This window comes from Flavobacterium crocinum, assembly GCF_003122385.1.
In the GTDB taxonomy this organism is placed as follows: domain Bacteria; phylum Bacteroidota; class Bacteroidia; order Flavobacteriales; family Flavobacteriaceae; genus Flavobacterium; species Flavobacterium crocinum.
In genome coordinates this window covers 2343427-2365436 of sequence record NZ_CP029255.1, presented here as the reverse complement: position 1 = coordinate 2365436, position 22010 = coordinate 2343427, and the positions used below count along the sequence as shown (strand labels likewise).

The 22010-nt window shown below is 37.7% G+C and carries 13 protein-coding genes, 2 tRNA genes and 3 rRNA genes; 5 read left to right on the top strand and 13 right to left on the bottom strand.

From position 1 onward, the window contains the following. Window positions 1–86 precede the first annotated feature (86 nt). The 7 genes from uxuA to HYN56_RS10765 all read right to left on the bottom strand — a co-directional run bounded on the left by uxuA (window position 87) and on the right by HYN56_RS10765 (window position 7854). Window positions 87–1250 (bottom strand): mannonate dehydratase, encoded by a 1164-nt coding sequence (uxuA, locus tag HYN56_RS10795; protein WP_109192166.1) that lies wholly within the window; start codon window positions 1248–1250, stop codon window positions 87–89. Window positions 1251–1434: 184 nt separating this feature from the next. Continuing rightward, window positions 1435–2172, bottom strand: coding sequence for an SDR family NAD(P)-dependent oxidoreductase (locus HYN56_RS10790; RefSeq protein ID WP_109192165.1), 738 nt, complete (start codon window positions 2170–2172; stop codon window positions 1435–1437). Between the two features lie 148 nt (window positions 2173–2320). Beyond that, window positions 2321–4474 carry an alpha-glucuronidase family glycosyl hydrolase gene (locus HYN56_RS10785; RefSeq protein WP_109192164.1) on the bottom strand — a complete coding sequence of 718 codons (2154 nt, stop codon included), beginning with the start codon at window positions 4472–4474 and terminating at the stop codon, window positions 2321–2323. A gap of 276 nt (window positions 4475–4750) precedes the next feature. Continuing rightward, window positions 4751–5293, bottom strand: coding sequence for a YbhB/YbcL family Raf kinase inhibitor-like protein (locus HYN56_RS10780; RefSeq protein ID WP_109192163.1), 543 nt, complete (start codon window positions 5291–5293; stop codon window positions 4751–4753). A gap of 86 nt (window positions 5294–5379) precedes the next feature. Next, the gene (locus HYN56_RS10775; RefSeq protein ID WP_109192162.1) at window positions 5380–6216 is read right to left on the bottom strand and encodes a helix-turn-helix domain-containing protein; all 837 of its coding nucleotides are present in this window, start codon (window positions 6214–6216) and stop codon (window positions 5380–5382) included. A 78-nt stretch (window positions 6217–6294) separates the two neighbouring features. Next, entirely contained in the window at window positions 6295–7323 is a 1029-nt protein-coding gene (locus tag HYN56_RS10770) for a LacI family DNA-binding transcriptional regulator (protein WP_109192161.1), read from the bottom strand. A gap of 84 nt (window positions 7324–7407) precedes the next feature. Beyond that, window positions 7408–7854, bottom strand: coding sequence for a PepSY-like domain-containing protein (locus HYN56_RS10765; RefSeq protein ID WP_109192160.1), 447 nt, complete (start codon window positions 7852–7854; stop codon window positions 7408–7410). A gap of 180 nt (window positions 7855–8034) precedes the next feature. On the opposite strand from HYN56_RS10765, the gene HYN56_RS10760 reads away from it, so the two are divergent. Next, on the top strand, window positions 8035–9051 hold the full coding sequence (locus tag HYN56_RS10760; protein ID WP_109192159.1) for a proline-specific peptidase family protein: 1017 nt from the start codon (window positions 8035–8037) through the stop codon (window positions 9049–9051). Between the two features lie 221 nt (window positions 9052–9272). Here HYN56_RS10760 and rrf read toward each other — a convergent pair. The 6 genes from rrf to HYN56_RS10725 all read right to left on the bottom strand — a co-directional run bounded on the left by rrf (window position 9273) and on the right by HYN56_RS10725 (window position 16494). After that, window positions 9273–9382 (bottom strand): 5S ribosomal RNA (gene rrf / locus HYN56_RS10755). Between the two features lie 187 nt (window positions 9383–9569). Then, window positions 9570–12450 (bottom strand): 23S ribosomal RNA (locus HYN56_RS10750). Window positions 12451–12585: 135 nt separating this feature from the next. Beyond that, window positions 12586–12659 (bottom strand) — tRNA-Ala (locus HYN56_RS10745). 92 nt (window positions 12660–12751) lie between these two features. Then, window positions 12752–12825 (bottom strand) — tRNA-Ile (locus tag HYN56_RS10740). 126 nt (window positions 12826–12951) lie between these two features. Further along, a 16S ribosomal RNA gene (locus HYN56_RS10735) occupies window positions 12952–14465 on the bottom strand. The 16S, 23S and 5S rRNA genes sit together here with 2 tRNA genes alongside, the layout of an rRNA operon. Window positions 14466–15477: 1012 nt before the next feature. Further along, window positions 15478–16494 carry an LLM class flavin-dependent oxidoreductase gene (locus HYN56_RS10725; RefSeq protein WP_109192157.1) on the bottom strand — a complete coding sequence of 339 codons (1017 nt, stop codon included), beginning with the start codon at window positions 16492–16494 and terminating at the stop codon, window positions 15478–15480. A gap of 176 nt (window positions 16495–16670) precedes the next feature. Between HYN56_RS10725 and HYN56_RS10720 the strand changes: the two genes are divergently transcribed. From HYN56_RS10720 to HYN56_RS10705, 4 genes are all read left to right on the top strand, one after another. Beyond that, window positions 16671–17186: a DUF2975 domain-containing protein gene (locus HYN56_RS10720; RefSeq protein ID WP_109192156.1), complete on the top strand. Its 516-nt coding sequence runs from the start codon at window positions 16671–16673 to the stop codon at window positions 17184–17186. Window positions 17187–17188: 2 nt separating this feature from the next. After that, window positions 17189–17395, top strand: coding sequence for a helix-turn-helix domain-containing protein (locus HYN56_RS10715; protein ID WP_012024053.1), 207 nt, complete (start codon window positions 17189–17191; stop codon window positions 17393–17395). A 117-nt stretch (window positions 17396–17512) separates the two neighbouring features. Further along, window positions 17513–18397, top strand: a complete 885-nt coding sequence (locus HYN56_RS10710) for an ABC transporter ATP-binding protein (protein ID WP_109194777.1) — start codon at window positions 17513–17515, stop codon at window positions 18395–18397. Between the two features lie 4 nt (window positions 18398–18401). Further along, complete coding sequence (locus HYN56_RS10705) at window positions 18402–21941, top strand: ABC transporter permease/M1 family aminopeptidase (RefSeq protein ID WP_109192155.1); 3540 nt, start codon at window positions 18402–18404, stop codon at window positions 21939–21941. Window positions 21942–22010 lie beyond the last annotated feature (69 nt).

Below are 22010 nucleotides of genomic sequence, written 5' to 3'. Positions count from 1 at the left end.
GGGTTTAAACTGGTGCATAGTACTTTACCTCTTATGATACCTAACAGGTTTTGGAAACCTGTTAGGATACTTGAAAATAACTTTTATTACAAATTCAATTTATACCCAATTCCCATTTCCAAACCTCGTAACTCTGCCAAACCTTTTAATCTTCCATTCAACGAATAACCAGGATATGTTTCGGTTTCTTCATCAACTCTATGCAGAAAACCATGATCTGGGCGCATTGGTAGGCTTGTTTTGGTTTTATGCATTAATAACAATAATTTCTCAACAATGACTTCCATTTTGACATCACCGTTTAAATGCTCTGATTCCCTAAAAATAGTTTCGCTTTCGCGGATGGTATTTCTCAGATGTAAAAAGTGAATTCGGTCTCCGAAATCGTCTATTATTTTTTCCAGATTGTTCTTTGGATCGGCGCTTAATGAACCTGTACAATAACACAATCCGTTTGCTGTTGATGGAACGGCGCTAAAAATCGCTCTCAGATCAGCTTCTGTTGAAACAATTCTTGGAAGTCCTAAAACCGAAAACGGCGGATCATCGGGATGAATCGCTAATTTTTGTTGGTTTTTCTCCGCAATCGGAGTTACTTCTGATAAAAAATAAATCAGGTTTTCTCTTAGTTTTTGATTGTTGATTTCAGCATAATTTTCTAAAAGAGACAAAATCTGTTCTGCCGTAAAATTGATTTTACTTCCCGGTAATCCCAACAAAACATTTTTAAACAATAATGCTTTTTCATCTCCTGATAATTGATTTCCAAACTGTAACGCTTTTTCTTTTTCAGCATCAGAATAATCGTTTTCTGAATTCGGCCTTTTCAGAAGAAAAACATCAAAAAACGTAAAGGCATCCTGATTGTACAGCAAAGCTTTGCTTCCGTCTTCGTTTATAAAATCATGATTCGTTCGCACCCAATCCAGAATCGGCATGAAATTGTAGGTTATGATTTTGATGCCACACTCCGCCAGATTTTGCAAACTGATTTTGTAATTTTCAACATATTGCAAATAATCTCCCGAAGCTCGTTTGATTTCTTCATGAACAGGAAGACTTTCAACCACAGTCCATTCCAATCCATAATTGCGAATGATTTCCTGTCTTTCTTTTATTGCTTCAATGCTCCAGGTTTCACCAACAGGAATTTGATGCAATGCGGTTACAATTCCCGTTGCGCCCGCTTGCTTAATATCGATAAGTTTTACGTTGTCTTGAGGTCCAAACCAACGCATGGTTTGCTGCATTTTTATCATACTTCCTTTCTGTAAAAATTAATTAAACACATAGAAACATAGATTCATATTTAACTCAAAAAAGATTAGAGAAAGAAACTAGTTTCTCACACATAGCTATGTGCATTAATGCTAGTGAAACGCCTTTATAGACAAAGAAAAAACTATGTTTCTATGTGTTTAAAATATTTAAAAATTAAAACCCTATACTATTTCCTCCATCAACAGGCAAAACTGTACCCGTAGTATATTTTGATTCGCTTAAAGCGAAATAATAAACCGCATCTGCAATATCTGAAGGCTCTCCCAAATATCCCATTGGTGTTCTTCCCAATACTTTATTTTTTCTTTCCGGATCATTATCTAATGCCGTTGATGACATTTTTGTTTTAATGAATCCAGGAGCAATGCAATTTACACGTATTCCTGAAGGTGCTAATTCTGTTGCCATTGCACGTGTCATGGCTTCTATGGCACCTTTGCTTGACGAATACGCAATTACTTTTGGGATTCCGTATTGCGATGCCATCGAGCTGATGTTAATAATGCTTCCGCCTCCGTTTTCTTTCATATTTTTCACAACTTCTCTACTCACAGCAAAAACACTTAATAAATTGGTGTGAATTATCGAAAGAAAATCTTCATCGGTTACATCAGGAATTTCTTTTTTCATATTGATTCCGGCATTGTTAACCAAAATATCAATTGAACCGTTTTTGGTAATACTTTCAATCATTGCCGGAATTCTTTTCAAATCATTTAAATCAAAGATCACCGGAATGGCATTTTCTCCAATTTCCTTGCAGGCTTCTTCTGTTTTTTCTTTTGATCTACCGATTATATAAGTTGTGATTCCGTTATCACAAAGTTTTTTTGCCGTTGCAAAACCTAATCCCGAATTTCCTCCGGTTACTATTGCCGATTTTTTGCTCATAATTTTTAATGTCTATTTTTTTAGTACGCGGATTAGACGGATTCGCTATCGCGAAAACGCTGATTTACACGGATTTTTTATTTAAAAATCTTTTTTTTCCGTGTCTTCGCGATAACGAATCCGTTTTATCTGCGTTACAATTATTTATTTACCCATTCCCCGGCGCAAAAGGGAATTTTAATGATTTAAAATACTCTAAAGTTTGTGTTGATTTTTCTACTCCAGCCGGAAGCTCTTTCCCTGAAAACTGCTGAAAATACAGCAAACACGCATCACGCCACCATTTTGCTTCTTTAAGCTGAATTTCCAATAACATTTTCACTTCATTAAAACGCTCACTGTCCACATATTTTTCAGCTTTGTTCCAAACGTTTTGCATTTCTCTAACCTGATTTACACCTTCCTGATATTTTAGCGCCAGACCATTCCAAAGTGTTTGTCCGTTTTTCAGTTTATAATCCCAGGAAACATGATGAAACCATAGCAGATCTTTTTCCGGACAGGTTTCTAAATTATCAAAAAGTTTGGCAACTTCCGGAGCATATTGCGAAACGGCATTTGTACCTGATTTCGATCTATCGAAACCAATCCCGTTTTTGTCTGCTTTATGATAATAAGTCGGATTCCATTCGGGTCTTGATAAATTAGAAACCCAAGGTCCTGGCCCGTAATGATGTCCCGTATCCATAATATGATGTAAACCAAGCGGCGTCATATAATTAACAACAGCTTCACGCGATTCAATCATGATATTTTTGACTGGTTTTATAAAATTTTCATCGTTAGAAAATGTGCTTCTCAACCACTCCTCTGCAATAATTTCAGAATCTAAATACGGATTCCAAGCCAATCTTCCGAAACCATACCAATTCGCCTGCGCAAAAGGATGTCCTGTCCAGTTTAAATCGTTTCCGATATTAGCAACACCGGCAATTCCTGTTAGTTTATTTTGATATAAAGTGCCGTCAACGACTTTGGCAACTGTCGAACCTTTTCCTTTTTGATGCGTATCTGATTCTAAAACTTCCTGAAATAATTTAGGCAGAAAAACCAAATGTGTGCTGAAACCTAAATATTCCTGCGTAATTTGAAATTCCATCATGAGAGGCGTTTTTGGCATCGCTCCAAATAATGGATGAAATGGTTCTCTAGGCTGAAAATCAATCGCCCCGTTTTTTACCTGAACGATTACATTCTCTTTAAATTTCCCGTCGTACGGCTGAAATTCGGCATAAGCTTGTTTCGCTCGATCATTGGCATCATGTTCAGAATATACAAAGGCTCTCCACATAATTACCCCGCCAAAAGGCGCAACAGCATCGGCAAGCATATTCGCCCCGTCAACATGATTTCTTCCATAATTTTGAGGTCCAGGCTGACCTTCAGAATTGGCTTTAACCAAAAATCCGCCAAAATCCGGGATTCGTTTATAAATCTCAGCCGACTTAGTTTTCCACCAATTGATCACTTCTGGATCTTTTGGATCGGCAGTTTTTAGATTTCCAATTTCGATTGGTGCCGAAAATCTTGCGGTTAAATAAACTTTTATTCCGTAAGGTCTGAAAACATTCGCTAAGGCTTCCACTTTTTCTAAATATTGAGGAGTCAGAATTAAAGCATTTGCATTTACATTGGTTAAAACCGTTCCATTAATTCCGATTGAGGCATTTGCTCTGGCATAATCAATATAACGCTGATCTATAAAATCAGGCAATTTTTGCCAGTTCCAAAGTGAAAATCCGGCATAACCACGTTCTACAGTTCTGTCAAGATTGTCCCAATGATTCAGAATTCTGATATTTGTTTTTGGAGAATCAACAATATTTAAATTTTTAACTGATTTATTGGTTTGTAGTATTCTCAGAAAATTAAAAACTCCGTATAAAACTGCAATATCATTTTTTCCACTAATAACGATTTGCTTTTTCTTTTGAAGAGAAATCGATTTGATAATAAAACCCTCATTATTGATTTTTTCGAAATCCGCTTTCAGTTCAGATTTGATTTCAGTACTCAAATCCAATTGTGAACCAACGATAAGATTGTTTTCTCCTTCTATATTTTGTTTGATTTCTGGAATACTTCCCAACATATCCAAAAATCCTGTTTTGAGTTCTTTTTCAGCAATTTTAATGGTTTCTGAATTTCCCAAAACAACAATGCCTTTAAGATTGTTTTTGTATTCTGAAGCCACAGCTGAGTTAGTTACTGAATTATACTGAAGCCACAATTTATAATCCTTTTGTGCCGAAGCTGAAAAGGAGATCAGAAGAAACAGGAAAACAAATCTTAATGAAGTCATTGGCTTTAATTTATTCTTTACACTTTCATTTTTACAACATCAATATTTTATTTCCTTTTAAAAGTATTTGATAAAATTTTAATTCAAAAAATACGTTATCCTAAATAAAACAACAATCGCAATCGGTTGCGTAAAAATATAAGATTGTTGTTTAAGAAAAAAATTTTGACTCTCTTTTTTTCGAAAAAATTATTCCTATAACAAATTAAAGCAGGATAATTATAAAAACTATCCTGCTTTAACGGGGTTGAATTTAAGACTTAAACCTTAAAATTATTATCGTTTGTAATACGCTACAATACTGGCTTTTGCCAAAGTCTGGTTCCAAAGATTAAACCCAACTACAGCCGGATTTGTATTTTCATCTGTTCCTAATTTTTCAGTTTTTAAAGCATAAACTGTAATGATATATTGATGGTATCCGTGACCAACTGGCGGACATGGCCCTCCAAATCCTTTGATTCCATAATCGGTTACACTTTGAATCGCCCCTTTTGGAACCAAATTTTTAGTTCCTGCATTGGTAACCAATTCGTTTACATTGGCAGGAATATCCACTACAACCCAATGCCAGAATCCGCTTCCTGTAGGTGCGTCGGGATCGTACATGGTTACGGCAAAACTTTTAGTTCCTTCTGGAGCATTTTTCCATGATAACTGTGGAGACTGATTCTCTCCAGAACATCCAAATCCGTTGAATTCCTGAACTTTAGTCGTTTCTCCTCCTAAATCTTTACTGGTTAAAGTAAATGTTTTTTGCGCAAAAATTGATGTTGAAAAAATGGCTGATATTGCCAAAATCATACTTAGCTTTTTCATTTTATCTGTTTTAAAATTTTAAGCAAAGTTAGATTTGGAACAGCTGAATCATTTTAGGTAAAAGATCAAAAACTGTTGCTAAAAGCTCAAACTTTTTTGTGCTCTCTTGGCGTAACGCCATATTTGAGTTTATAAGCCTGGCTAAAACTGGAAAGGTTTTCGTAACCGGCTTCAAAATATACTTCAGAAGGGCTTTTTTCCTGACTTAACAAAGAATGTGCATGTTCTAATCGTTTGTTTTGAAACCATTTCATTGGAGAAGCCGAGTAGTGCTTTTCGAATTCTCTTTTAAAAGTCGAAACACTCATATTACACAAAAATGCCAGTTCTTTTACAGTCAATTTATCAAGATGACTGTTTTCGATCGTACGAATGAATTTTTGAGCCGTTTGATTACTGTTGGTTATTAGTGAATATAGAAAATCAGTTCCATATTGAGCTGTCAGATAAAGCATAATTTCTTCAAACTTAACTTCTAAAAGTTTTATCTGAACAGTTTTTGAAAGTTTAGCAATATCCGCTAAACTCTCTACAAAACGTTTTAAGAAATCATCATAACCAAAATCATAAACCGACTTAGGCTCAATAGATTCTGATTTTTCTGATTCCATTTTTCTAATGAAATTATGAACCATTTCATTAGAAAAAAACAAAAGAATGCTTTTATAATTGGAAGTTTCTGAAATCCTTTTTTCAGTCATCAGACAATTTCCGGAACGCATTATGATGAATTTAGAAGGATCAATTGATAACGCTACATTATCAAAAATTACTTCTTTGGTTCCTTCAATGAGAAAACTAATGATATTTTGATTGAGAATAATCTGCTGTTTAGAGACATCTTTAGAACTGCTGTATTCTACAACATGCACTGGCTGTGCTATTTCTAAATTCATTTCGTCTGGAAGTGTAATGGTTTTCATTCCAAAAAATAATATAAACGTTGATGGCTTATTCAGCTATAAATAAACTGATAAGCCCTAATTCAAATTGAGTCTGATTTATTTTTCTGAAGATTCTCTTGCCAATACTTCCGTATTTAAGAAGGTAATTTCTTTGGCATCATCACTCTTAGAAGACTTTAGATTTTTGATAATAATTTCTGCAGAAGCTTTTCCCATTTTTTCAGCAGGATGTGTGATAGTCGATAAATTAGGATCTATAATCTGTGAAATCGGGTCATTATTAAAACCAATCACTTTAAATTCTTCTGGAACTTTAATACCTCTTTTTTTAGCCGTCTGAATCGCACTTACCGCCAGAATATCTCCCGGAGCAAACAATCCGTCAGGAATTGGATTTAAGTCAAATAAAGCGTTGCTGGCTTTCACACCATCTTCGTAAGTAACAGAATTAAGATTGATAATCAACTCTTCTTCAACCTCGATATTATGATCTTTTAAGGCCTCTATATACCCTCTTTTTCTTTCGTTATATAAATTCCCTAATTCTGAGCCGGCCGTTAAATGCGCAATGCGAATACAGCCTTGTTCAATAAGGTGTTTAGTTGCTTTGTAGCCTGCAGAGTAATTATCAATAACAACTCTAAAAGTATTGTAATCCTTGGGAACCCTGTCGACAAAAACTAATGGAATATTATTGTTTGAAAACTGATGAAAATGCGCTGTGTCTCTGGTTTCCATTGCCAGAGAGCAAATAACACCGCTTACACGATTGCTGTACAAAGATTTCGCCATATTAACTTCTTCTTCATACGAGTCATGCGACTGCATAATGATTACGGTATAATCCGATTTTTGAGCTGTAATTTCAATTCCACTGATTAATGAAGATAAGAAAGGCTGTGTAACGGTTGGGATTAAAACACCAATTGTTCGGGTTTTGTTTCCGCGCAAACCTGCCGCTAAAGTATTGGGAACAAATCCCATTTCTTCAGCAGTTTTTTTCACTTTCTTAATCGTTTTATCACTTATGGTATGATGATCTTTTAAAGCTCGTGAAATGGTAGATGTTGCCAAATTCAATCTCTCTGCAATATCATAAATCGTTACATGTTTATTTTCTTCCATGAAATAAAAAATAAAGATGTAAATATAAACTATTTTCTCTCAAGATGTTCTCTGCAAGATTTCATACAAAATAAAATTTGCTATCTAATTTTTGACATTATTCTTTTTGTCCTTTAGAATTTTACCGTCTTTTGTAAATTCTAAATCAATTTTATTGGTCAAATCAACATCCAGATCTTTGTGTCCATAGTCGATGTGCGTTATTTTCTCGTTTGGATGATTTTTCGCTACGTAAGCCTTAATATTATCAGGTATAAAATCTGTCGGTATTGGATTGTCGCCACCGTCAACCTCTCGATAGGAACCGTCTTTCCAAAACTCCACTTCTGTTCCGTCTTTCAGTTTCACTTCATAGCCTTTTTCTCCATGTTCTGGATCTTTTTGAGCTTTTTCTACTGAAGTATAGCTAAAATGTTTCTTTAAAAATTCCTGTGCCGGTTTTGGCAGTTCGGTTACTTCAATTTTTTTCTGCGCACTGGCCGAAATTGTCAAGATTAACAACGTCATGGCTAAAAATATCTTCGTTTTCATAATTCATTTCTTTAGAGTGTAGTATTACTAATTTACCACTTCAAAAAATGTTTTCAAATTAATTTAAGAAACTTTTAGTGTTTCACAAACATCACAAACAACTAATTCATAAATACTTAAATTAATATTTCACATATAACTATAATTCGTAAATTAGTAAAAATCCTTAAAACTAAACCTATGCGGACAATTATTGCTCTCTTGGCTTTTTTTCTTTTAACCTCTTGTAAAAATGAAAGTAACACCAATATTTTATCAGATTATTTTACTTATGATAAAGATAAAGTAGAAACAGCCGGAGTAAAAATGATTCCAATAAAAACACCTGTTGGCGAATTTAAAGTCTGGACAAAACGTTTTGGCAATAATCCGAAAATTAAAGTTTTACTCTTACATGGAGGTCCTGCAATGACACATGAATACATGGAATGCTTTGAACCCTTTTTCCAGCGTGAAGGGTTCGAATTTTACGAATACGATCAATTGGGTTCCTATTATAGCGATCAGCCAAAAGACAGCAGCCTTTGGACAATTGATCGATTTGTTGATGAAGTTGAACAAGTTCGTAAAGCTATTAATGCTGACAAAGACAATTTTTATGTCTTAGGCAATTCTTGGGGCGGAATTCTGGCAATGGAATATGCTTTAAAATATCAGCAAAATATAAAAGGATTATTAGTGGCAAATATGATGGCAAGTGCTCCTGAATATGGCAAATACGCCGATGAGGTTTTAGCGAAACAAATGAAACCAGAAATTCTAAAAGAAATTCGAGATTTAGAAGCTAAAAAAGATTTTAGCAATCCAAGATACATGGAATTATTAATTCCAAATTTCTATAAAGAACATTTATGCCGTTTAGAAGAATGGCCCGACGGCTTAAATCGAGCCAGCAAACATGTAAATGGAGAAATCTATACTTTAATGCAAGGTCCAAGTGAATTTGGCATCAGCGGAAGATTAGCAAAATGGGATATTAAAAACAGACTCCACGAAATTACAATTCCAACACTAATGATTGGCGCAAAATATGATACTATGGATCCAAAAGCGATGGAACAACAGAGTAAATTAGTCAAAAAAGGTCGTTATTTATACTGTCCCAATGGAAGCCATTTAGCCATGTGGGACGACCAAAAAGTATTCATGAATGGAGTAATTAAATTCATTAATGATGTTGACAATCAAAAAATATAAATAGTAAATAATTAAAAAACAACACACTAATAATCATGGCGTTTCCCTCCGGGCCGGGCTGTCCGCTGTATCTTTTGCTTTTTAAAGAAAAAAGCAAAAGGATGCCGCTCCCATCCCTAACGCAATCGTACTTTAAGAACGATTTTAGGCTTCTTTATAAAAAAGCAAAAGTGCTGCAAAACAAAAAATCCTCATCAAAAACATGATGAGGATTCTTAAAAGAAAGGCGACGACATACTCTCCCACAAAACTGCAGTACCATCTGCGCAGGCGGGCTTAACTTCTCTGTTCGGGATGGGAAGAGGTGAGCCCCGCCGCAATAACCACCTTAAGGTTGTTGGTTATTGGTTTGTTGTTTATAGTTTCTCGTTTTAAACGCTTGACTCATAACATATAACCTTTAACCTTCCGCGGTGCGGACAATATTTTAACATACTGAGATAAAGAAACAAATAAGTTTTATTAAGTTTAAGAAAGTTTCCTCCCTCCCTGGTCTGGGACCAGAGAGGGAAAAGTTCGTACATAAGCTTACGGATTATTAGTACTACTCGACTATGACATTACTGCCTTTACATCTATAGCCTATCAACGTGGTCATCTTCCACGATCCTTAAAAGAAATCTCATCTTGTGGTGGGTTTCGCGCTTATATGCTTTCAGCGCTTATCCCTTCCAAACGTAGCTACTCTGCGGTGCCCCTGGCGGGACAACAGATACACTAGAGGTTTGTCCAATTCGGTCCTCTCGTACTAGAATCAGATCCACTCAAATTTCTAACGCCCGCAGTAGATAGAGACCGAACTGTCTCACGACGTTCTGAACCCAGCTCGCGTGCCACTTTAATGGGCGAACAGCCCAACCCTTGGGACCTTCTCCAGCCCCAGGATGTGACGAGCCGACATCGAGGTGCCAAACCCCCCCGTCGATATGAGCTCTTGGGGGAGATCAGCCTGTTATCCCCGGCGTACCTTTTATCCTTTGAGCGATGGCCCTTCCATGCGGAACCACCGGATCACTATGCTCTACTTTCGTACCTGATCGACCTGTATGTCTCTCAGTCAAGCTCCCTTATGCCATTGCACTCTACGCACGGTTACCAAGCGTACTGAGGGAACCTTTAGAAGCCTCCGTTACTCTTTTGGAGGCGACCACCCCAGTCAAACTACCCACCAAGCAATGTCCCCCGCAACGCGGGGTTAGGCCTCAGATAAACAAAGGGTTGTATTTCAACAATGACTCCACAACGCCTGGCGACGCCGCTTCACAGTCTCCAACCTATCCTACACATCATTTATCCAAGGTCAATACTAAGCTATAGTAAAGGTGCACAGGGTCTTTTCGTCCCACTGCGGGTAAACGGCATCTTCACCGTTACTACAATTTCACCGAGCTCATGGCTGAGACAGTGTCCAGATCGTTACACCATTCGTGCAGGTCGGAACTTACCCGACAAGGAATTTCGCTACCTTAGGACCGTTATAGTTACGGCCGCCGTTTACTGGGGCTTCAATTCAATGCTTCTCCGAAGATAACATCTCCTCTTAACCTTCCAGCACCGGGCAGGTGTCAGGCCCTATACTTCATCTTACGATTTTGCAGAGCCCTGTGTTTTTGATAAACAGTCGCCTGGACCTCTTCACTGCGGCCCTGATTGCTCAGGGCGACCTTTCTCCCGAAGTTACAGGTCTATTTTGCCTAATTCCTTAGCCATGAATCTCTCGAGCACCTTAGGATTCTCTCCTCAACTACCTGTGTCGGTTTACGGTACTGGTACTTATTGCCTGAAGTTTAGAGGTTTTTCTTGGAAGCCCTTAGGCGCACTATCTCTTTGTCCGAAGACTCCGAGTACTATCGTATTTCACCAGTTCCTGCGCATTTCACTACAGGACCTATAGCTAGGTACTTCAACGAACTATTCCGTCAGTTCGCGGCGCTTTCATCACTCCGTCACCCCATCACAGCAATAAGTAGTACGGGAATATTAACCCGTTGGCCATCGACTGTCCCTTTCGGGTTCGCCTTAGGACCAGACTAACCCACAGCTGATTAGCATAGCTGTGGAAACCTTAGTTTTTCGGTGTGCGGGTTTCTCGCCCGCATTATCGTTACTTATGCCTACATTTTCTTTTCCAGCCGGTCCAGAATACCTTACGATACACCTTCAACCCTGCTGGAATGCTCCCCTACCACTTACAATTGCTTGCAAATCCATAGCTTCGGTAATATGTTTATGCCCGATTATTATCCATGCTCGTCCGCTCGACTAGTGAGCTGTTACGCACTCTTTAAATGAATGGCTGCTTCCAAGCCAACATCCTAGCTGTCTGGGCAGACAAACCTCGTTCTTTCAACTTAACATATATTTGGGGACCTTAGCTGATGGTCTGGGTTCTTTCCCTCTCGGACTTGGACCTTAGCACCCAAGCCCTCACTGTTATCAATCATTATATAGCATTCGGAGTTTGTCAGGAATTGGTAGGCGGTGAAGCCCCCGCATCCAATCAGTAGCTCTACCTCTATATAACTAAAATAACGCTGCACCTAAATGCATTTCGGGGAGTACGAGCTATTTCCGAGTTTGATTGGCCTTTCACCCCTACCCACAGGTCATCCGAAGACTTTTCAACGTCAACCGGTTCGGTCCTCCACTGTGTGTTACCACAGCTTCAACCTGCCCATGGGTAGATCACACGGTTTCGCGTCTAACACTACTGACTAAAGCGCCCTATTCAGACTCGCTTTCGCTACGGATCCATGTCTTAAACACTTATCCTTGCCAGCAACGTTAACTCGTAGGCTCATTATGCAAAAGGCACGCCGTCACCCCACTTAAGGGCTCCGACCGCTTGTAGGCGTATGGTTTCAGGATCTATTTCACTCCGTTATTCACGGTTCTTTTCACCTTTCCCTCACGGTACTGGTTCACTATCGGTCTCTCAGGAGTATTTAGCCTTAGCGGATGGTCCCGCCAAATTCAGACAGGGTTTCACGTGCCCCGCCCTACTCAGGATACCACTATTCATTACATTTATTACCCATACGGGGCTATCACCCTCTGTGGCCCGACTTTCCAGCCGGTTCCGGTTCTGCATGCATAAAATGTCGTGGTCCTACAACCCCAACTATGCCGTAACATAATTGGTTTGGGCTAATCCGCGTTCGCTCGCCACTACTTACGGAATCACTTTTGTTTTCTTCTCCTCCGCCTACTTAGATGTTTCAGTTCAGCGGGTTTGCCCACCTATCGGTGTACTATGTCTTCAACATAGTGGGTTGCCCCATTCGGATATCTGCGGATCGATCGATGTGTGCTCGTCCCCGCAGCTTTTCGCAGCTTATCACGTCCTTCTTCGCCTCTGAGAGCCTAGGCATTCCCCATACGCCCTTATTTTGCTTATTGTACCAATCTTGTTACTTAAAACAAGACCGTTTTTTTTTGTTTTTGTTACTTATAACAAAAACGCTTTCTACTTTCTTATTATTTTCTTATCTCAATATGTCAATGAACTTTTATCTACTCCTTGGAGCAAATCAGTGGAGAATAACGGAGTCGAACCGTTGACCTCCTGCGTGCAAGGCAGGCGCTCTAGCCAGCTGAGCTAATCCCCCATTTCTTTAGTGATGAGTTATTAGTTATGAGTTATGAATTATTGCTCATAAGGTCTCAACCCCTAAAATTTCCTTTTAATTAAGTCAAATAGTAGTCCCGGGCAGACTCGAACTGCCGACCCCTACATTATCAGTGTAGTACTCTAACCAGCTGAGCTACGAGACTCTGTTTTACTTAATTGTTTATCATTTTTTAAATCAACAGCAAGAGTAATACAATCTAAAATTCCAAACCTGTAGAGTGGCATCTTGTTTCCCATTCGTGCCCTGAGGCTAACAAAATGGGCTCTAGAAAGGAGGTGTTCCAGCCGCACCTTCCGGTACGGCTACCTTGTTACGACTTAGCCCTAGTTACCAGTTTTACCCTAGGCAGCTCCTTGCGGTCACCGACTTCAGGCACCCCCAGCTTCCATGGCTTGACGGGCGGTGTGTACAAGGCCCGGGAACGTATTCACCGGATCATGGCTGATATCCGATTACTAGCGATTCCAGCTTCACGGAGTCGAGTTGCAGACTCCGATCCGAACTGTGACCGGCTTTATAGATTCGCTCCCCCTCGCGAGGTGGCTGCTCTCTGTACCGGCCATTGTAGCACGTGTGTAGCCCAAGGCGTAAGGGCCGTGATGATTTGACGTCATCCCCACCTTCCTCACAGTTTGCACTGGCAGTCTTGTTAGAGTTCCCGACACTACTCGCTGGCAACTAACAACAGGGGTTGCGCTCGTTATAGGACTTAACCTGACACCTCACGGCACGAGCTGACGACAACCATGCAGCACCTTGTAAACTGTCTTGCGAAAGATCTGTTTCCAAATCGGTCAGTCTGCATTTAAGCCTTGGTAAGGTTCCTCGCGTATCATCGAATTAAACCACATGCTCCACCGCTTGTGCGGGCCCCCGTCAATTCCTTTGAGTTTCAAACTTGCGTTCGTACTCCCCAGGTGGGATACTTATCACTTTCGCTTAGCCACTGAAGTTGCCCCCAACAGCTAGTATCCATCGTTTACGGCGTGGACTACCAGGGTATCTAATCCTGTTCGCTACCCACGCTTTCGTCCATCAGCGTCAATCAACCAGTAGTAACCTGCCTTCGCAATTGGTATTCCATGTAATCTCTAAGCATTTCACCGCTACACTACATATTCTAGTTACTTCCTGGTAATTCAAGTCCTGCAGTATCAATGGCCGTTCCATCGTTGAGCGATGGGCTTTCACCACTGACTTACAGGACCGCCTACGGACCCTTTAAACCCAATGATTCCGGATAACGCTTGGATCCTCCGTATTACCGCGGCTGCTGGCACGGAGTTAGCCGATCCTTATTCTTACGATACCGTCAAGCTCCTTCACGAAGGAGTGTTTCTTCTCGTACAAAAGCAGTTTACAATCCATAGGACCGTCATCCTGCACGCGGCATGGCTGGTTCAGGCTTGCGCCCATTGACCAATATTCCTCACTGCTGCCTCCCGTAGGAGTCTGGTCCGTGTCTCAGTACCAGTGTGGGGGATCTCCCTCTCAGGACCCCTACCCATCGTTGCCTTGGTAAGCCGTTACCTTACCAACTAGCTAATGGGACGCATGCTCATCTTTCACCGTTGTGACTTTAATTATAAAGTGATGCCACCCTATAATACCATGAGGTATTAATCCAAATTTCTCTGGGCTATCCCTCTGTGAAAGGTAGATTGCATACGCGTTACGCACCCGTGCGCCGGTCTCTATCTCCGAAGAAATATACCCCTCGACTTGCATGTGTTAAGCCTGCCGCTAGCGTTCATCCTGAGCCAGGATCAAACTCTTCATCGTATATTTTAATATTATATAGTCGATGCCTTATTCCAGTCGGTTTGTCTCGAATCTCTCGATTCTATTACTCTTATTCTATTTTGTCTCGTCTTGTGACGAGACGGCTGTCAATTCAATATGTCTACGAACGTAATTTTGTTTCCTTCGCTTGTTTCTCAAAGCGGGTGCAAAACTAGAAATTCTTTTTGTTTCCTGCAAGAAAAATTTAAAAAAAATTGAAACTTTTTTTTCGTCTCAGTTTTTCAACCTTTCCTCCCAATCCCTCAATGAACTTCCCGTATTTGCGGGGTGCAAATGTAAAAGCATTTTTCAAATCTCACAAGCTTTTCCGAATCTTTTTTTTTGAAAATCTCTTCCCATTTGATCCTTCTTTCCTGTCAGTATTTCTGTGAACGTTTTCGCTGTTGCGGGTGCAAAAGTAGCACCTTTTTCCGCTTTCGCAAGCTTTTTACCGAACTATTTTTAATCTTTTTTAGACTTATTTCTTAACTTACTCATAACCCCTACTTTACAAAACAAAATTTCTTAATAATAAGTAGGATTTTTCCTCGACAATCCATTGGTTTGATGCTTATTGCTCTTTTCGGATTTCTGTTTTTATGGAATTTTCAAACTTTGATGCCGCTTTTTGAAGATAAACCTTCTTATAAAAACGGCTCCACTAGCCCCGATAGAAGCGGAAATCCTTTTTGTGGTGGGGTTCACCACAAAAAGATTGAAGCGGATAGCGGGAAATTGCTACTCAAAATTTAAATCCCAAATCCTGAAACTCCAAATTCCAAATTCCAAATTCCAAATTCCAAATTCCAAATTCCAAATTCCAAATTCCAATTTACAAGGTCTCAAATCCCATCTGTCTTTCATGTCCTTTATACGCATTAGACGCACTGCAGTGCGTCTCTACCGAAAATTGGAATTACACCATTATATATATGTATAAAAAAACAAACCCGACAGGTTTTGAAAATCTGGCGGGTTGCAAATGTGAGATGCTCTTATTATAATAGTATACCTATATATGTATACTATCGTTTAAACTATCAATTACTTCTTTTGTGATTTGAATGCTTTTTAGTTTTGCCTGATGATCGTATATTGGACTTGTTATCATCAATTCATCGATTCTCGCGTAGTCAATAAACTTTTTCAGGTCAGTAATTAGTTGCTCTTTGTTTCCTGTGAAAGTTCCTGCTGTCATTTGATTGACGTGGAAACGTTCTGCTTCGTTCATAATATCGTCTAATGACGGAACCGGCGGCTGTAAACCTTTGCGGTCGTTCCTAATTAGGTTCAAAAACATTTGATACAAACTAGTAGACAATAACTCGGCTTCTTCATTAGTGTCTGCTGCGATTATATTTACACAAGACATTGTTTTGGGTTTATCTAAAAACTCAGAAGGCTGGAAATTTTCCCTGTAAAATTCAAATGCCTGAATCATCAACTTTGGTGCAAAGTGTCCGGCAAATGCATAAGGTAATCCGTAAGCTGCTGCCAAAGCTGCACTATCCATACTTGATCCTAGAATCCATATTGGCACTTTTAAGCCTTCCGCCGGAAAGGCACGGACTTTTCCAGTGGCATTTTCGCTTGAAAAGTATTCCTGAAGCTTGCTCACGTTTTGCGGAAATCGCTGTGCCTGCTCAAAAAAGTCTTTTCGAATGGCTTCGGCTGTTGGCTGATCCGTTCCCGGCGCTCTTCCTAAACCTAAATCTATTCGGTTTGGATAAAGTGTTTCTAAAGTTCCAAATTGCTCGGCAACTACTAAAGGAGAGTGATTCGGCAACATAATTCCGCCAGAACCTACACGGATATTTTTGGTCTGACTTGCTATATATCCAATTAAAACAACTGTTGCTGTACTGGCAACATGTGCCATATTATGATGTTCTGCAAGCCAAAATCGCTTATATCCTAAAGTATCTGCTAATTGCGCTATGTCTTTTGTTTTTTGAAATGTTTCTGTGGCATTGCTATCCTGAGTAATGATAGCGAGGTCTAATAATGAGACTGAAATTGGGTTTTTCATATAAAAAAATGCTAATATGCAAAATTAACTCATTTATTCGGATGCCTTTTGTTTTCTAATGTTAAGAGAATTATAATATTCAACTTATACTTTCAAATAACTATTTTTTGATAATTAATTATCGTTTTACAATAATTAATTATATATTTGCAATATCAATCTAACTTTTAAAATATATGAAGACAACTCATATTGTATCCAGAATACTATTTTACTTCACCAGATTTTTAGCTGTAGTTTATTTCTTTTTGGCTTTCTATTCTGTTTTTACTTTGGTAACAGGATTGTTTTTGACTTTTAAAGATAACGGAAAGTATTTTCAGGTTTGCTATCCATTCACTTCCCACCCGTTAATGCTTGGAGATTATAATCTGCCTTATATTTTATTTGATTTTCTGGCGCCATTAAGTTTGTACGGACTTTTCTTTTTATTGAGCAGTAATGTTTTTAAAGTATTTTTTCAGCCTAAATTATTTACGCAAAACGGAATTTGTCATTTAAGGCGTTTCTACTTATCCAATTTATTAATTCCGGGTATTGTAATTTTTGTGGCTTTCTTTTTTGTTCCGCTGGATAATGAAGTTTCGCTTTTTATTCTATTGCACGGAATGCTGGGTGTTTTCGCTTACTTTTTAGCAGCCATTTTTAAACAGGGTTTAAACCTTCAGAACGAACAAGACTTATTTATATAACTATGCCAATAATTGTAAATGTAGATGTAATGCTTGCCAAGCGTAAGATGCAGAGTAAAGAATTGGCAGAGAAACTAGATATCACACCCGCCAATTTATCCATTTTAAAAACTGGAAAAGCAAAAGGAATCCGATTTGATACGCTCGAAGCTATTTGCAAAATATTAGACTGCCAACCAGGTGATATTTTAGAATATGTAGCCGAATAGCTCTCTTTTAAATCTTATTTTTTCTTTATAAAAAATCGGTTTTTGAAGCCGACAGGACTTCTATTGCCTGAATTTTTCAAATTATTATTTATTCAATCATCAAAAATCAATCAGAAAATGAACAGTTTATCAATCAAAAATCTCAGCAAAACGTACGAGAACGGTACAAAAGCGATTGACCATTTATCACTTGAAATTACAAACGGCATGTTTGGCCTGCTTGGACCAAACGGCGCAGGAAAATCTAGTTTAATGCGAACTATTGCCGCTTTGCAGGAACCAACTTCTGGCTCTATTGAATTTAACGGAATTAATATTATTGAAAACCCAATGTTTATCAGGCAAAATTTGGGTTATCTGCCACAGGAATTTGGTGTTTATCCAAAGGTTTCTGCTTATCGTTTGCTCGATCATTTGGCTATTTTAAAAGGAATAGTCAATAAAAAAGAACGACACGATCAGATTTTGTATTCATTACAACAGACGAATTTGCTACAGCATAAAGACAAGGCGGTTCATTCCTTTTCAGGCGGAATGCGTCAGCGTTTTGGAATTGCTCAGGCTTTGTTAGGAAATCCGAAGATTATTATTGTGGATGAACCAACGGCTGGATTGGATCCAGAAGAAAGAAACCGATTTAATAATCTTTTAAGTGAAATTGGCGAAAGCATAATTGTGGTTTTATCTACTCATATTGTAGAAGACGTTCGCGACTTGTGCCCCAAAATGGCTATTATCTCTAACGGAAAATTGATTCTCGAAGGAAAACCCAATGAAAAAATTGAAACATTAAAAGGTCAAATCTGGACGAAGGCAATTCAGAAAGCGGAATTAGAAGATCATAAATTGAACTTTGATATTATTTCTTCTCATTTAAATTCAGGAAAAATTAATATTCATGTTTTCTCAGAATATCAGCCTGATTCTGGTTTTGAATTAATCTCACCAGATTTAAGTGATGTATATTTCAACGTTTTAGCCCAAAATCAATTTAAAAATTAAAGTTATGCTTTCTAAATTAATTCGATTTGAATGGCATAACAATACCAGAAGCTGGACATTTTATACCACATTTATTCTTTATCTGGTTTTAGGATTTTTTGTGAGCGCTTTTGCGAATTTCTCTTTTTCGGGTGCTTACAAAAATAGTCCTTATGTGCTTACGTATGCGATTGGTTTGATTTCGCTGATGACGATATTTTCGATTACGCTTCAAGCGGCGCAAAGTTTTTTAAGAGAATACGAAACCAAATTCGATTCGATTATCTTTTCTTCTCCAGTTTCAAAGTTTCATTATTTGGGAAGCAAATTTATAACAGCTTTTAGTATTGCTGTGGTTTCGTTTGGAATGTTTATTCTGGGAATGATCATTGGTCATCAAATGTCGTGGCTTTCTGAAAGTGAAATTGGCCCTTTCAAAATTCTCTATTATCTCTGGCCTTATTTGGTCATTGTGATTCCGAATATTTTTCTGTGTCTTTCGATATTGACAGCTTTGGCTTGGCTTACCAGAAGTAAACTTTTCATCTATGTTGGAGGTTTATTAATTTATATCTTATATATAGCAGGTTCGATTTTTTCGAATTCACCGATATTTGCCAATGCTTCTCCGTCTTCGGCGAAAGCCATGTCCTGGGCAGCAAAGATTGATCCGTTTGGATTGGCTGCTTTTTTAGAACAAACGAGATATTGGACTTCTATTGAAAAAAACACTCAAATGGTTTCGCTTTCGGGAAATTTTTTATTCAACCGAATTCTTTGGATTTGTATTTCATTTCTCTTGGTTTTCATTTCGTATCGATTATTTTCTTTCCGAAAAACGAAACCTAAAAAAGTAAAAACGACAAAAGTCATTCAAAAAGAAACAAAAGTCCTTTCTTCCGAAATTCCACAAAACACTGAATTCAAAACCTTCAAGCATAATTTAACCGTTTTTATGAGTAATCTTAAAATGGATGTTTTTCTGGTTTTAAAAGGAATTCCGTTTTTATTGATTGTACTTTTATTTTCGGGTTTATTGATGATTGAAATTTCAGATGAAATTGACGGTGGAATCCGATTAGCGGAAAAAATTACCGATACAGCTTTGATAGTTTCTACTCTAATGGATCGTCTTCCGTTTATCCTGATTTTAATTCTTCTGTTTTACAGCAATGAATTAGTCAACCGAAGTGAGAATTCAAAATTTGAAATGCTGGAAAATACTGCTCCTTATTCTCAATTTGCTGTTTTAATGGTAAAATTAACGGCACTTTTTATCATTCCAATATTCATAATCAGCATCAGTATTTTGATTGGATGTGGATTTCAACTTGTTCATGCAAATGCTCCAATCGAAATTGGTCTTTATCTTTCTCTGTTTTATTATCTCGGATTTCCGTTGTTGTTGATTTCGATTTTAATAATTGCGATTCAGACTTTCGTCAAAAACAAATATTTAGGATTGGCCGTTTCTGCCTTTATCTGTATTTTGTTTTGTACGGGAATTGGCGAACAACTGGGAATTTCGCATCCATTACTACGATTTGGAGATTCATTTAAAAGAGAATATCTTGATTTGAATGGTTTCGGGGCTTACACTTTCCCTTTTCATATTTCGATGTTTTACAATTTTGGATTGGCTTTAATTCTTTTGACTTTGACCGGTATTTTATGGAAACGAAATGCATCAATTGTAAAAACCTTTCGCAGAAATTCATTCAATACAATTCAAAAAACAACTTTTGGTTTGGGAATTCTTCTTTTTATTGGTTTTGGAAGTTATCTTTTTTATAAGACTAATATTGAATATCCATATTTGACCGTAGACGATCAGAATAATTGGAGCGAACAATACGAACATCAGTTTAAAAAATATACGAATCTGGCTCAGCCAACGATTATTGCTGTAAAAAGTAAAGTCGATTTATTTCCTGAAGAAAACCGTTATGCAGTAAAAGGCAGTTATGAATTAATCAATAACGCCGAAAAACCTATTGATAGTTTACTCCTATATATAGATCGAAATGCTAAACTTGTTTCTGTTGAAATTCCGAATGCAAAAAACTTAGACGACGTTTCCAAATTTCATCATTATTGGTATCGATTGGAGAAACCTTTAGAACCTCAACAGAAAATGAAAATGAGTTTCACTTTTGAATCTTCGTGGTCTCCTTTTAAAGGACATACTGCTTTTAATTCTATAATCGAAAATGGATCTTTTATGCGAATAAGTCGTTATTTTCCTCTTTTCGGTTATCAGGATTCTAATGAAATTAGCAGTGAAAAAGAGCGTTCGAAAAGGCATTTGAAACCTCAGACTCCATTGAAAAAACTTGAAGAGAAATCCAATGTTGCAAATGATTTTATTGATTACGATGCTGTGGTTTCGACTTCTGGAAATCAAACCGTAATTGGCGTTGGGAATTTAATTAGAAAGTGGAAAAAAGACGGGCGTAATTATTTTCATTATCAATCAAATGGTAAAATTCCGTTCCGATTTGCTTTTTCTTCTGCCGAATATGAAATCAAAAAAACGAATTACAAAGGCATTTCTATTGAGGTTTATTATGATAAAAGGCATTACAGAAATATTGAAAAACTAATTCAGGACGTAAAAAATACGCTGGATTACTGTCAAAGTAATTTTGGGAAATATCCGTATAAAACTATTCGTTATGCCGAAGTTTCCGCTTTCGCTGATGGATTTGCCGCGACTTCTTATCCGTCTACGGTTTATATGAAAGAGAATTTCGGATTTTACAGCAACCTCAACAACAAGGACAAAGAAGATGTAATTAATCAATTAACAGCTCATGAATTGTCGCACGAATGGTGGGGAAATGCGCAGATCAGTCCGGAACAAAAAGAAGGAAGCTGGATTTTGACTGAGACTCTTGCGCAATACACAGAACTTATGCTTTATGAAAAAGAACATGGTTTAGAAAAAGCTTTGGAAACTTTAAAAATTCATCTCGATTTATATTTGAGCAGCCGCAGTTACGAGCCTGAAACGCCTTTGTATAAAACAAATTATGAAACTCCGCATTTACCGTATGATAAAGGAATGCTGGTTATGCATCAGTTGAGAATTCTAATTGGGGAAGAAAAAGTGAATCTGGCTTTGCGAAATTTTCTAAATCATTCTAAATATCCAAATCCGATTCCTGATGCTGAAAGTTTATTAAAGGAAATTTATGCTGTAGCTGATACTAAACTTTATCCAAAACTGGATGAAATGTTTAAGCAGATTATTACGTATTCGTCAAAAATAAATTCGGTTGAAAGTCAGAGAAAAAATAGTTTTTATGAAGTTTCTTTTAAAGCTGTTTCAGAAAAATTCAGAGAAAATGCTACTGGAAAACGTACTTTAATAACAAATGATCCAACTTTAGATATTGGAATTTATGATGAAAATGATAAACTTTTTCGTTATCCTTTCAATGTAAAAAACAATAAAATTGAAGGAAAAATTAAACTGAAAACAAAACCGCAGCGAATTGTGATTGATCCGTATTTAATGAATATCGATACTTTTATAAAGGACAACGAGAAGGAGATTGATTGATTTTTTTTTGCAACGACCCGAGCGATAGCAAACAGGCGAAGCAATTCCACGAATTTCCGCGAATTATTT